Annotated in this window: 11 protein-coding genes and 1 other annotated feature; of the genes, 5 read left to right on the forward strand and 6 right to left on the reverse strand. The window is 47.4% G+C overall.

The window, feature by feature from the left end; translation table 11 throughout:
- The 6 genes from RT269_RS23060 to RT269_RS23085 all read right to left on the reverse strand — a co-directional run.
- Positions 1-1,634, reverse strand: a 1,634-nt coding sequence (locus tag RT269_RS23060; protein WP_313186152.1) for a molybdopterin cofactor-binding domain-containing protein, incomplete at its 3' end; no start/stop codon positions are given.
- 17 nt (positions 1,635-1,651) lie between these two features.
- Positions 1,652-2,470 carry an FAD binding domain-containing protein gene (locus tag RT269_RS23065; protein ID WP_313186154.1) on the reverse strand — a complete coding sequence of 273 codons (819 nt, stop codon included), beginning with the start codon at positions 2,468-2,470 and terminating at the stop codon, positions 1,652-1,654.
- The gene (locus RT269_RS23070) at positions 2,464-2,937 is read right to left on the reverse strand and encodes a (2Fe-2S)-binding protein (RefSeq protein WP_313186155.1); all 474 of its coding nucleotides are present in this window, start codon (positions 2,935-2,937) and stop codon (positions 2,464-2,466) included. Before RT269_RS23070 ends, RT269_RS23065 begins: the two co-directional genes overlap by 7 nt.
- The gene (locus RT269_RS23075) at positions 2,937-5,063 is read right to left on the reverse strand and encodes a xanthine dehydrogenase family protein molybdopterin-binding subunit (protein ID WP_313186156.1); all 2,127 of its coding nucleotides are present in this window, start codon (positions 5,061-5,063) and stop codon (positions 2,937-2,939) included. Before RT269_RS23075 ends, RT269_RS23070 begins: the two co-directional genes overlap by 1 nt.
- A gap of 17 nt (positions 5,064-5,080) precedes the next feature.
- Positions 5,081-5,704, reverse strand: coding sequence for a nucleotidyltransferase family protein (locus RT269_RS23080; protein WP_313186157.1), 624 nt, complete (start codon positions 5,702-5,704; stop codon positions 5,081-5,083).
- A 93-nt stretch (positions 5,705-5,797) separates the two neighbouring features.
- Complete coding sequence (locus RT269_RS23085; RefSeq protein WP_313186158.1) at positions 5,798-6,727, reverse strand: NTP transferase domain-containing protein; 930 nt, start codon at positions 6,725-6,727, stop codon at positions 5,798-5,800.
- Positions 6,728-6,962: 235 nt separating this feature from the next.
- Here RT269_RS23085 and RT269_RS23090 point away from each other — a divergent pair, with 235 nt between their 5' ends.
- The 5 genes from RT269_RS23090 to thrS all read left to right on the forward strand — a co-directional run bounded on the left by RT269_RS23090 (position 6,963) and on the right by thrS (position 13,750).
- Positions 6,963-8,327, forward strand: coding sequence for an MATE family efflux transporter (locus RT269_RS23090; protein WP_313186160.1), 1,365 nt, complete (start codon positions 6,963-6,965; stop codon positions 8,325-8,327).
- Positions 8,328-8,339: 12 nt separating this feature from the next.
- Positions 8,340-9,251 carry an acetamidase/formamidase family protein gene (locus RT269_RS23095; RefSeq protein ID WP_313186161.1) on the forward strand — a complete coding sequence of 304 codons (912 nt, stop codon included), beginning with the start codon at positions 8,340-8,342 and terminating at the stop codon, positions 9,249-9,251.
- A 101-nt stretch (positions 9,252-9,352) separates the two neighbouring features.
- Positions 9,353-10,423, forward strand: coding sequence for a branched-chain amino acid aminotransferase (locus RT269_RS23100; protein ID WP_313186162.1), 1,071 nt, complete (start codon positions 9,353-9,355; stop codon positions 10,421-10,423).
- Positions 10,424-10,507: 84 nt separating this feature from the next.
- Positions 10,508-11,419, forward strand: coding sequence for an AEC family transporter (locus RT269_RS23105; RefSeq protein WP_313186163.1), 912 nt, complete (start codon positions 10,508-10,510; stop codon positions 11,417-11,419).
- A gap of 67 nt (positions 11,420-11,486) precedes the next feature.
- Positions 11,487-11,705, forward strand: a binding site (T-box leader).
- Positions 11,706-11,788: 83 nt separating this feature from the next.
- On the forward strand, positions 11,789-13,750 hold the full coding sequence (thrS, locus tag RT269_RS23110; protein ID WP_313186164.1) for a threonine--tRNA ligase: 1,962 nt from the start codon (positions 11,789-11,791) through the stop codon (positions 13,748-13,750).
- The last annotated feature ends 117 nt before the right edge of the window (positions 13,751-13,867 follow it).

The raw sequence follows: 13,867 nt of genomic DNA on the forward strand, positions 1-13,867 counted from the left end.
CCTGGCTTGATGGCATTGAGACGGCGGATCTCCCAGGGATCCAGACCGGCCATTTCTGCAAGCAGGTTGATATTCATTTCCGTTGCAAAGCAGCTCTGGGTTACGCCAAATCCGCGGAAAGCGCCGGAAACCACGTTGTTGGTATAAACGGACATCCCAAAGATATCAATGTTCTGGTAGTTATAAGGGCCGGCTGCATGGGTGCAGGCGCGGTGGAGTACGGGGCCGCCCAGAGAAGCATAAGCTCCCGTATCGGCAATGATTACGCCCTTCATGGCAGTCAGACGGCCGTTTTCATCACAGGCTGTGGTAAATTCCATTTCCATGGGATGGCGTTTTACATGGTAATTTAAGGATTCCTGGCGGCTGTATTTTATCTTGACAGGTTTTTTAGTATACCAGGCCATTAAGGCAGCATATTGCTGTACAGACATATCCTCCTTGCCACCGAAGCCGCCGCCTACTAAAGGTGCGTGGCAATGGACCTTTTCCTTTGAAATGCTAAGCATCTGGGCGCATTCTCTCTGAACGTCATATATGGACTGGCTGGTGGTGTAAATCAGTAGGCCGTCATCCCCTTCAGGAAGTGCCATACAGCACTCCGGTTCCATGAAGCCGTGCTCCTGCCAGGAGGTTTTGTATTTTCTTGTTACCACAAATTTTGAATTTTTAATGGCTTCATCTGCATTGCCCCGCACCAGGTTGGCCCGGCTCATGATGTTGCCATCCTCGTGAATGAGAGGAGCATCTCCCTTTAAAGCTTCATAAGGGCTGGTGATGGCAGGAAGCTCCGTATAATCAACGTCAATGAGAGCCAGGATTTCTTCCAGGGCGTCTGCACGGGTCGCTGCAATGACTGCCAGGGCATTTCCAACGTAACGGATGATATCTCCTTCGCCCATGAGAACATCCCAGTCCTGCTTGATATGGCCGATCTTATTACATGGCACATCCTTTTTCGTCAGGATTTCCACGCAGTCCGGGTGCTCCAGTGCTTTTGAAACGTCGATCCGGTTGATCATGGCTCTTGGATACTTGGAATACAGGCACTTGGCGTACAGCATGCCAGGCAGATACATATCATCGGCGAAGATTCCTGTTCCGTTTACTTTCTCTGCAGCATCAATGCGCTTAAAGTGCTCATTCATATGCAGGGCAGTAGGAGACTGTGGGATCTCCAGCTTCTCTCTGAAAAAGTCAGCAGCCAGAAGAATGGCATCTTCAATCTTTTTATAGCCGGTACAGCGGCATAAATTGCCCTTGATTGCTTTTTTAACTTCCGCTCTTGCAGGGGTGAGATTTGTATCCAGAAGGCTTTTGGCGGAAATGACCATGCCAGGAATGCAGAAGCCGCATTGAACAGCGCCGGCCTCTGCAAAGCAGTGTTCGTATACCTTCATTTCTTCCGGGTCGATTCCTTCCACAGTAAGAATATTTTTCCCCTCCAGCGTGCTGATTTTAGGGACACAGGCCTTTACTTTCTTTCCGTCAATAAGAACCGTACAGGTTCCGCAGGCACCTTCGCTGCAGCCATCCTTTGTGGCTGTCAGATGAAGATCATCACGTAAGAAACGCAGCAGCTTTTTGTCGTGGGGCGTTTCGTAGTCCTGCCCATTGATGTGTAATATGTACATGGGTAAACTCCTTCCGGCTAAATGCCTTTTTCTTCTAAGAAATCCTTAAGCAGGTTCATACAGACTGCTTTTCGGTATTCAGCAGATACGCGGCCTCTGGTCAATACCAGGCGCTCCCCGTAAGCAGACAGCAGCTCTTCCTTTAAAGCGCTGGCTTCTTCGAGGGTTTTTCCAGATAGTCTGGCTTCCAGATCTTGAAAGCGGAGAACCGTATCGGACACGGCGCCAAATGCGGCGGCCATCCCTTGGATCCGTCCATTTTCTACAGTCATAAGTCCTGCAAATGAAACACGGGAAATGGCAAGGGCATTTCGCCCGCCGACTTTTTTATAATAATAGTTATCCAGGCCCCGTTTTGGGAGGAGTATCTCCACAATCAGCTCCTCTGGCTTCAAATCCAGTTTTTTTCTTCCCAGATAAAAGTCTTCAATGTTTACGGTCCGCTGACCGTGGACAGAGGCAAGACGTAATTTTGCGCCGCAGACAAAAAGGACCAGCACGGAATCGGCCTTGGCAGACCCGTTTCCGATATTGCCGCCAAAGGTTCCCGTATTCCGGATTGCAGGTGCAGCAATTTGTGCAACAGCCTCTTTCATAAGCGGGTGAATAAGATCGGATTCCAGCGCCTCTGTAAAGGTGACGCAGGAACCGATGAAAATATAGTCCCCTTCCTCCCGGATATACCTTAATTCCTCCAATCCGTTTAAGAAAAGATAGGAGACTCCTTTTCTGTTTTCCACCATAAGGTCAGTGCCGCCTGCATAGGGAACGGCATCGGTAGTTTTCTTTATCTCCAATGCTTCCTGTAAGGAAGCCGGTCTGTATCCATTTACCATAATCCATTTCCCTCCTTTGCGGCTATATGAATCGCATTTACAATGGCGTTATATCCGGTGCAGCGGCATAAGTTGCCGGATAGTCCTTCCCGTATCTGGCTGTCTGTGGGATTGGGAATCTTGCTCAATAGGGCTTCGGCAGCCATAACCATTCCTGGAATACAAAAACCGCACTGCACCGCCGACGTAGCAGCGAAGGCTTTATTTAATACGGCAAACCGTTCCGTTTCCCGAAATCCTTCCAGAGTGACAATACTGGCACCTTCTGCAGCACCCATGGCAACGCAGCAGGAGTTTACCAGAATTCCGTTCATCAGGACGGAACAGGCGCCGCATTCTCCTTCTTTGCATCCGCATTTAACACTGGTCATACGGAAAACATCTCTTAAAACATCCAGAAGACGGTCTGCCGAGCTGCCGCCATAAGCAGTTTTCTCTCCATTTAACAGAAAATTGATTGCTTCCATTATAACCCCTCCTTCATAATCACTTTCATGGTATCCTCTGCTGTAAATGGGGCGTGATTCAGCTTGACTCCATGCCCCAGGGCCTGTTCCACAGCTTCCACATAAGCGGCAGGAATCCCTACCAGAGGCAGTTCTCCGGCTCCTTTGGCCCCATAAGGTCCGTCAGGGTATTTTTCCACATGCAGCATACATGTTAAGTTCGTCACATCGGCGGAAGTGGGTATTAAATAATCAGAGAAGGAATTGTTTCGGATTCTTCCTTTCTGGTCGTAATCCATATATTCGGTGGAAGCATAGCCGATCCCCTGAAGGAATCCGCCTTCCATCTGTCCCATGACAATGTTATAGTCAATGGGAGTGCCAACATCAAAATTGCCGTAAGCCCCAAGGATCTTCGTCAGCCCTGTATAGGTATCCACCTCTACTTCCGCGGCGTTGACACCCCAGGCATAGGTGGGATAAGCATCGCCCTGGAATTTATCCAGGTAGAAGGGAATGACAAAATCTGGTTCTTTAAACCGTTCTTCCACCATCTGATCTTCCCCTTCCTTCCATTGGGAGCGCAGCTTAATGGCACAGCGGCGGAGGAGTTCTCCTACTACCATGAGGGAACGGGAGGCAACGGTGGGACCGGAGTCCGGAACCCGGGCCGTATCCGGATGATCGTAATAAACCTTATCAAGAGGAAGGTTTAATTCCTTGGCGACGATTTTTGGAAACGTGGTACGCAGTCCCTGTCCGATTTCTCCGTTGGAAGCCAGGATCTCAACCGTGCCGTCAGGATATTTGTGAAGCCTGCATACGGCTTTGATAATATCCCGTTCTCCGGAACCGGTAAATCCAGCCCCGTGAAAATGCATGGAAATTCCGATTCCTCTGCGGTACCGTCCGGTCTGAGGCTTTGCATATTCCCGACGCTTTCTGCGGTAATCACATGCCTGGTCGATTTCTTTGATCATGGAAGGAATGGGTACCGGAAAATGGTATTTCCCGGAGGTGGAAGTGGGATCCCCCTGCTTTGCGATGTGTTTTTCCTTAAATTCCAGGCTGTCGATTCCAAGATCCATTGCAATGTGGTCCATCATCATTTCAACTGCAAAAAATGTCTGGGGAGCGCCGAAGCCCCGATAGGCTCCTGTGGGAGTGGTGTTGGTTTTTAAGGCCCTTCCCCTTACGTGGAGATTCTCAATGTTATAGATTCCGTTTGAGCAGATAATCCCCCGCTGAAGAACCACGGCAGACAGGGTGGTGTAAGCGCCGCTGTTGAATTTAACATCAATGTCCATGGCGGTCACTTTGCCGTCCTTGACGGCGACCTTGTATCTGCAGAGGGAAGGGTGGCGTTTGGAGGTAAACTCTAAATCTTCCCGGCGGTCAAAGATGCAGCGGACGGGAGCCCCGGCCTTTTTAGCAGCTACAGCTACCTGACAACCCAGGATCGACGGAAATGCCTCCTTTCCTCCGAAGCCACCTCCGGTCACATCCTGTTTGATATGTACCTGATCCGGTCCGCAGCCAAGGGCCCGCATAACGGCTCCGTGCACGTAATAGGCACATTGGAGAGAGCCGTGGATGAACATTTTTCCGTTTTCCTCAGGCTCCGCCATTATTCCCTGGGTTTCTAAATAGGTCTGGTCCTGATATCCGGTGGTGAATTCTTCTTCATAGATCTTATCGGCTTCAGCAAAGGCCTTCTCCATATTCCCTTTGCCATATTCATAGTCAAAGAATACGGTATCCGCACTGCCAAGGTCCAGGACAGGTTCCAATTCTTCATAGGAAACCTGGATCTCAGCCAGAATGCGGTCAACCACCGCTTCTTCCGGACCCACCACCATTCCAATGGGCTCTCCCATGTATTCTACCGTTTCCCGGGCATAAACAGGCGTATCATCCATGACGATGTTTACATGATTGTCACCGGGGACATCAGACCTATCAACGTAAAAATAGCCGTCGGGAAGCGGTGGGATGTTCACGGCGGAAAGCCTTGCACGGGCCAGCCTGGAACGAAGCATTTTTCCTACCAGGACCCCGTCATTTTCATAATCGCCCACATAAACAGAGCGGCCCGCCATCTTTGCCGCATGGTCTTTTTTAACTACTGGCTGACTAATGTTTTCCATTGTTTCATTACCTCCTTTTAAATTTTGGCCGGACAAAACCGGCTGATGCAGACTTCATAATCTTCCATGGTATCCAGATCCATCCATACGCCGTCATCATCCACCGGTACGTGGATGATGGATTCCTCCTGCTGTTTCCATAACTGGCGCAGACCGCCTTCTCCTTCAAATTGCAGTATGATGTCACGGAATCTGTAATCGATCAGGGGAGGGTGCTTCCTGTATCCTCCCAAAGTGGGAAAGAGGACAGAGGGTTGGTTGTCTGGCCGGGCTTTTAAAAGTTTAAGGAATGTGTTTTTTTTAACGACTGGCATGTCACCTGGAAGCAGGAAAAATGCTTTGCAATGGGGCATGGAGCGAAGACCATATTTTATGGAAGTCAGCATATCGGTAGTTTCATAGTGAGGATTGCTGGCATAAATGATTTCTTTCCCATAATGAAGGCGAAGAACCGACTCAATCTCATTTCTCCGGTAACCCAGAACGATTACGATCTGTTTCACTCCGGCTGCCAGCATACTGTCTATGGTGCTTTCAATCAGGGTCTTTCCCTTAAACGGCATCAGCGGCTTAAAATCCCCCATGCGGCTGGACAACCCTGCGGCCAGTATGAGTCCGCAGGCAGAACTGGCTCCAAGCATAAAAAATCCCCCTTCCATAACAACACTATGATTATAATGCCATTATAAAAGGGGGTTATGTATGTTTCAAATTCTTCCTGGGAAGCACTCGCTTTACCGGAACAATCCGCTGTCACGGAACAGAGCGGAAAATTCTTTTTGTGTAAACTGAAATATGTTATCTTCCAGCTCCTGCCATGTCTTTAAGAACTGGATGCCCTGGGGAGTCAGGGTGGTGTTTCCGCCACGTTTGCCTCCATGTTTTCGTTCTGCAATGGGATATCCCGTTTCTTCTTCCAGTTTATTTAACATATCCCATGCCTTCCCATAGGATAAGGCCATGCGGTCACAGGCGCTGCGGACGGAATGGGAGTCAAGGATCAGATACAGCAGAAGCTTGATTCTTGTATTAAAGAAAACGGATTCCTTTTGGAGGTTTAACTGAACGGTTGGATGGAGAAGTGCCCGGTTATGCTCTGCCAGGTAGTCCTCTAACTGCCGGGAATCCCGCACGCTGATAAAGATTCCGGGGTCATCCACCGGAAAAAAGATGCGGCGGCCGGCCATAGAAGAAATGGCCGCCTTTAAACCTCCGCTTCCAGAGTAAGCGATGATTTCCGGAATAACTGTTTCTGAAAGAATAATAGGATGACCGCCTTTGCCTTTGCAGGAAGGCGTTATAATATCCCCGGAGGCTGCCAGCAGGCTATTTAAAGTGGCCGGTGTGAACATGGGAACATTTACCGGTGTAAAAACCATCCGGTCACATTTTCCCAGTAAATATTTCAGCCCTATTTTTACGGAGTCAATAAGCTCCGGCTGCTCACAATTCTCATTTCGGATAAAGATCACACCATAGCTGGATAACTGGTATTTTACTTCATCTTCCTCTGCTCCGGTTACGACTACAATGGGAAAAATGCCTGCCTGCTGAAAAGATATAACAATACGTTTTATTATGGGGATTGTCCCGATCTGCAGCAATGGTTCCGCATCTTTTTTGCTGGCGGCTGCAATTACCCCGCCAATCCGGCTGATTTTCATATGGGGTCCTCCTCCTTAAATAAAAATCTCTTTTTATCATAGCATGCAGCCGGAAGCCGGGCAAGTTCTTGTAACAAAGATCTTGACAGAATTGTTATGGAACATGCCCTTTTTGTGGGATAGGAAACTCAGTTAGAATGGTATTTATTGCCGTTTAAGGATTTTAAGGGGAAAAACTGGATGCAAAATCAGAAAGATGATGTTATGATTAAACAGGTAAGGAGATAATACTTAAATGACAGATACGAAGAATGATTTTTCAAAAGGAAACGTGGTGGAAAACATATTAAAGCTGGCCGTCCCTATGACATTGGCTCAGCTGATCAATGTGCTCTACAACATCGTTGACAGAATTTACATAGGAAGGCTTCCGGAAAATGCGACCATGGCATTAACAGGACTCGGGCTATGCCTTCCCATCATTTCCATCGTTATAGCCTTTGCCAATTTATTCGGCATGGGCGGTGCGCCTTTATGCTCCATTGAGAGGGGGCGGGGGAATGATAAGGAAGCGGAAAAGATCATGGGTAATTCCTTTGTCCTCCTGGTGGCTTTTGGTCTGGGGCTTACCGTTTTGGGCCTGGTTCTAAAAAAGCCCATGCTGTATTTGTTTGGTGCCAGCGATCTTACTTATCCGTATGCGGATCAATACATCAGCATTTACCTGCTTGGCAATGTTTTCGTTATGGTTGGCCTTGGGATGAACAGCTTTATTAACTCTCAGGGATTTGGAACGATGGGGATGGTGACGGTTCTGCTGGGAGCGGTTGCCAATATTATTTTAGATCCCATATTTATTTTTGTTCTGGATATGGGGGTAAGAGGCGCGGCCATTGCGACCATATTGTCTCAGTTTCTTTCTGCTCTCTGGATTGTTAAATTCCTGACAGGGAAGAAAGCGATTTTAAAGCTTAAGACCTCCTGCTTTCGTTTGAGAAAACACAGGGTAAAAGATATCATTGCCCTTGGAATGTCAGGCTTTACCATGTCCATTACCAACAGCCTGGTACAGATCATGTATAATGCTTCCTTACAGCGCTATGGCGGCGATTTGTATGTGGGAGTTATGACCGTCATCAATTCGGTCCGGGAGGTGATATCCATGCCTGTAAGCGGAATTACCAATGGTGCGCAGCCGGTCATGGGCTTTAATTACGGGGCAGAAAAATATGACCGGGTAAAACGGGCAATTATTTTTACATCAGTAGTTTCCATCGCATATACCACAGTCATGTGGGGGCTGGTCCATGGTTTTACGGAGTTTTTTATCCGGATTTTCAATCAGGAAGAAGCACTGTTAAAGGCAGGTGTTCCGGCGATGCGGATCTATTACTTCGGTTTCTTTTTCATGTCCCTGCAGTTTGCCGGACAGTCTGTGTTTGTGGCCCTGGGAAAAGCAAAAAAAGCGGTATTTTTCTCCATCTTCCGCAAGGTGGTGATCGTGATTCCTCTGATCCTCATCCTTCCGGGTTTGCTTGGAAACGGGGCGGCAGGAGTCTTTATGGCGGAGCCGGTTTCCAATCTCATTGGAGGCGGAGCCTGCTTTATAACCATGCTGGCGACCATCTGGCCGGAGCTTAGCGGAAAAAGAAAACAGTAAAAGGAGAAAAGTATGAAAACCATAACCAGGGATTATATTACAAATGTTCTTGCAAAGGAGAATCCGCCCTGTGACAAGGTCAGGGCAGGAGAGATCGTGGCCTTTGAGACCTATGACTGCTTCACAAACCAGTTTCTTCCAGAAGAGGCGACCTTTGAAAATGTGATAAGAAAACCAGGAAATCCGGCCACAGGGCCTCTCTGCATTGAGGGAGCGATGCCGGGAGATATGCTTAAGATCGATATTCTGGATATTGAGATGGGCCCTGTGGGAATTGTCATGCTAGGGCCTGGCAGCGGAAGCGAAAAGGAGGAATTTCCCCGGAAAGTATTAAGGCGGGTGCCTGTAAAGGGAGGATACGCCTATTTCAATGAACGGGTCAAAATTCCGGTAAAACCCATGATCGGCGTCATCGGGGTGGCGCCGGCAGGCGAGGGAGTATCCACCATCACCCCCATGGATCATGGCGGAAATATGGATTGCACCCAGATCAAAAAGGGAGCATCCTTATATCTGCCTGTATTTGTGGAGGGGGCTCTTTTGTCTATGGGGGATTTCCATGCTGTCATGGGAGACGGCGAAGTGGAGGACTGCGGTCTGGAAATAGAAGGACGTGCTACCGTCCGGGTGAGCGTTGTGAGAAATAAAAACTGTGTTTCCTATCCAATGATCGAAACAGAGGATAAGCTTATCACCCTTGCCTCCAGGGAACAGGTGGAGGAAGCCTGGCGGGCGGCTTCCAGACAGATGTATGAGTTCATGAAGGAAAAGATGGGGATGGATTATGAAGAGGCCGGCATGCTGCTTACCATGACCGGGGACCTTGTCATCTGCCAGACAGTAAACCCGATGAAGACGGTGAGAATGGAACTTCCCCGCCATATAACTCAAAGTTATGGTTTTGATTCCATTTCGGTAGAGTAAATAAGGCCTAAGATTCTTGACAGCCAACTCTTTTTGGAAGATAATGATAGATAAATTACAATAACTGACAGATATGCCGGTAAGGGAAAGGAAGAGTATCAATGCAGACAATCAGAATCGAAAAAACAACTTGCCCGAAAGAAAAACCAGGCAATGATAACCCGTTGACATTTGGAACCATATTTACGGATCACATGTTTGAGGTGGATTATGAAGAGGGAAAGGGCTGGTATGATCCCAGGATCGTGCCTTATCATAAGCTGGAGCTGGACCCTTCTTCCATGGTATTCCATTACGGACAGGAGATGTTCGAGGGCTTAAAGGCATACAAGACAGAGGATGGCAGGGTCTTGCTGTTCCGTCCGGATAAGAATATCGAGCGCGCCAACAGAAGCAACCGAAGGCTCTGCATCCCGGATATTCCGGAAGATCTGTTTTTAGAAGGATTAAAAAAAGTTGTAAATGTAGATCAGGACTGGATCCCTACAAAACCGGGAACCTCCCTTTATATCAGGCCCTTTGTAATTGCTACCGACCCCTTCTTAGGGGTCAGGCCCTCCCACACCTATAAGTTCATGATCATCTTATCGCCTGTTGGAGCTTATTATGCCAGCGGCCTTGATCCGGTCAAGATATGGATCGAGGATGAATATGTGAGAGCGGTAAAGGGCGGCATCGGTGAAGCTAAGACAGGGGGGAATTACGTTGCTTCCCTGGCTTCTCAGGTAAAGGCCCATGATGAGGGCTATTCCCAGGTGTTATGGCTTGACGGAGTTTACCGGAAATACATCGAAGAAGTAGGTGCCATGAACATCTTCTTTAAGATCAACGGCGTGGTCATCACACCGGAACTAAACGGAAGCATTCTCCCGGGCGTTACCAGGGACTCCGTCATTGCCCTGTGTAAAAAATGGGGAGTGGCTGTTGAAGAACGGAAGGTTTCGGTTGACGAGGTGGTTGCGGCAGCAAGATCCGGGGCAATGGAAGAATGCTTTGGTACAGGAACGGCAGCCGTTATATCCCCGGTTGGTGAGCTTCGGTTTGAGGAAGATAGAATGTCTGTGGGAGGCTGCAGGATCGGAGAACTGACCCAGAAACTTTATGATGCCATTACCGGCATCCAGCTGGGCATGATTGAAGGACCAGAGGGCTGGTCCGTGGAAGTAAAATAAATCTTACAGAATTTATCCGGCGGAGCTGATCCTATAGCGCCGCCGGAAGTTTTGAGGAATACAGAAAGAAAAAGGGAGCCGGATATGACAGCGGTACTGATAAAGGCAGTTGCATTTGTATCAATTATTATTATGGGATACCTGCTCAAACGGGCAGGTTTTTTTCAGGCAAAGGATTTTTACCTGATTTCCAGGATCGTGATCAAGATTACCCTTCCTGCAGCCATTGTTTCCAATTTCAGCAGGATCACCATGGATTACTCCATTCTTTTTGTATGTGTAATCGGATTTTTGTGCAATTGTGTGACGGTTGCCGCCGGGTATGTGATGTATGCCCGGAGAACAAAGGATTTAAAGGCTTTTGCAATGATTAACATGTCCGGTTATAATGTGGGAAATTTTACCATGCCTTTTGTGCAGAGCTTTTTAAGCCCGGTTGGATTCGCAGCCACAAGCCTGTTTGATGCCGGAAATGCTGTTATGTGTACCGGAATGACTTACACCTTAGCCAGCATGGTGATAGGAGAGGAGGAAAAGCCTTCCATAAAAAAGGCTGTGCTTAAGCTTTTTTCTTCGGCTCCCTTTGATGCCTATGTCATAATGACTGTTTTAAGCATACTTAATATAAAGCTGCCTTCTGTTTTAATCACCATTGCGGATACCGCAGGGGGAGCCAATGCGTTTCTCGCCCTTTTAATGCTTGGCATTGGTTTTGAGATCCGCATGGAAAAGGAAAAGATGAGCCACATTCTCAGGATATTAGGAGTAAGGTATATGATTGCAGTTTTAATGGCAGTTGGATTTTATTTTCTGGCACCTTTTGGGCTTGATGTACGCCGGGCACTGGTGATCGTGTCTCTTGGCCCGGTATCGTCAGTGGCGCCTGCTTTTACCGGTGCTTTAAACGGAGATATCGAGACAGCAAGCGCAATCAATTCCCTGTCGATTGTCATCAGCATAGCTGCAATTACAGCAGCCCTGATCATTCTTTTGTAAGAAAATTTTTTATGACGCTTGACAAACGGCATAACCGTGTTATAATCTAAAGCTATAAAGCAATATAGAAAAAGCATTGACAAGACCAGTATCATATCAGGAAAGGCCAGAGAGAGGCGCGCTTGGTGAAAGCGTCTTACGGGAATGATATGAGAAGACCAGCTTGGAGCGTCCCGTAATGGGGAACGGTGATTCCGTTATCATCATATGAAGTGGTTTGAACGTTTAATTTGTTCACTCAAGTAAGGGTGGAACCGCGATTTCTTTGAATAGAATCGTCCCTTTCTGTATGGAAGCATACAGAAAGGGGCTTTTTTTATTTGATAAACAAAATATTTAACAATAATAGGTAAAGGAGATTGATGGCAAATGAAGATTACATTAAAAGACGGATCAGTCAAGGAATATGAACATGCAATGTCAGTGATTGACATCGCTTCCGATATAAGCGAAGGCCTGGCTAGAAATGCCTGCGCTGGTGAGGTGGATGGAAAGGTTGTGGATTTGAGGACCGAGGTAGATGGGGACTGCAGTTTAAGCATTCTTACGGTCAACGATCCTGCAGGTCTTTCTGCTTACCGTCATACGGCAAGCCATATCCTGGCACAGGCTGTAAAAAGGCTGTATCCCCAGGCAAAGCTTGCAATCGGACCGTCCATTGAAAATGGATTTTACTATGATTTTGATATCCCATCTTTTTCAAGAGAAGATCTGGACAAAATCGAAGGCGAAATGAAGAAAATCATAAAGGAAGGTGCAAAAATCGAGCGCTTTACCCTTCCAAGAGAAGAAGCAGTTAAATTTATGGAGGAAAAGGGCGAACCTTATAAGGTAGAACTGATTCAGGACCTTCCTGAGGGTTCGGAAATTTCCTTCTATCGTCAGGGAGAGTTTACAGACCTTTGTGCAGGACCTCACCTTATGAGCACCAAATCCATCAAGGCATTTAAGCTAACTTCTTCCTCCGGAGCATACTGGAGAGGCAGCGAGAAAAACGCTATGCTGACTCGTGTATACGGCACTGCTTTTGCTAAGAAGGAAGAGTTAAATGAATACCTGGAATATCTGGCAAACATTAAAAACCGGGATCATAACAAGCTGGGCCGTGACATGGAGATTTTCGCAACGGTTGATGTAATCGGCCAGGGACTTCCTCTATTAATGCCAAAGGGTGCAAAGATCGTCCAGACTTTACAGAGATGGATCGAGGATGAGGAAGAGAAGCGGGGCTATATGAGAACAAAAACCCCTCTCATGGCAAAGAAGGATTTATATATCATTTCCGACCACTGGGATCACTATAAGGAAGGAATGTTTGTACTTGGAAATGAGGAAACAGATGATGAGGTATTTGCCCTCCGCCCAATGACCTGCCCATTCCAGTACTATGTTTACAAACAGAGCCAGAAATCCTACCGTGATCTGCCTTGCAGATATGGCGAAACCTCTACTCTGTTCCGCAACGAGGATTCCGGCGAGATGCACGGATTAACTCGTGTCCGTCAGTTTACCATTTCCGAAGGCCACTTGATCGTACGTCCTGATCAGATTGAAGAGGAATTTAAGGGTTGTGTGGACCTGGCAAAATACTGTCTCACAACACTTGGCCTGGAAGGTGACGTGACTTATCAAATGTCCAAATGGGATCCAAATAAAGCGGATCATTATCTGGGCACACCGGAGATGTGGGATGAAGTGGAAGGCATGATGCGCAAAATCCTTGACCACATCGGAATCGAATATACGGAAGCTGCCGGAGAAGCGGCGTTCTACGGGCCTAAGCTGGATATTCAGGCAAAGAACGTATATGGTAAGGAAGATACCATGATTACCATTCAGTTGGATATGTTCCTGGCAGACCGCTTTGATATGAGCTTCGTGGATAAGGATGGAACAAAGAAACGTCCTTATATCATCCACAGAACTTCCATGGGCTGCTATGAAAGAACCCTGGCCTGGCTGATTGAAAAGTACGAGGGAGCATTCCCGACATGGTTATGTCCAGAGCAGGTTCGCGTACTTCCGATCTCTGAAAAATACCATGACTACGCAGAAAAAGTAGCGGCACAGTTAAAAGATAACGGCGTTCTGGCAACGGTTGATGAGCGTGCGGAAAAGATCGGATACAAGATCCGTGAGGCACGTCTGTCTAAGCTTCCATATATGCTGGTGGTAGGCCAGAAAGAGGAAGAAGAGGGTGTCGTATCTGTCCGCAGCCGCTTTAACGGCGATGAGGGACAGCGTCCGCTTTCCGATTTCATTGATGATATCTGCCGCGAGATCCGTACAAAGGAAATCAAAAAGGTAAATATAACAGAAGAAGCAAAATAAAATTGATCATGGCTTAAGGAAAAGAAGGAAAATATTCGTGAGAATATTTTCCTTCCGCTGCGTGCATAATAATCCTGAAACATTATCTTAGGTAAGAATACCAGGAGGAAATAGGCC

The organism is Lacrimispora sp. (genome assembly GCF_032078915.1).
In the GTDB taxonomy this organism is placed as follows: domain Bacteria; phylum Bacillota; class Clostridia; order Lachnospirales; family Lachnospiraceae; genus Lacrimispora.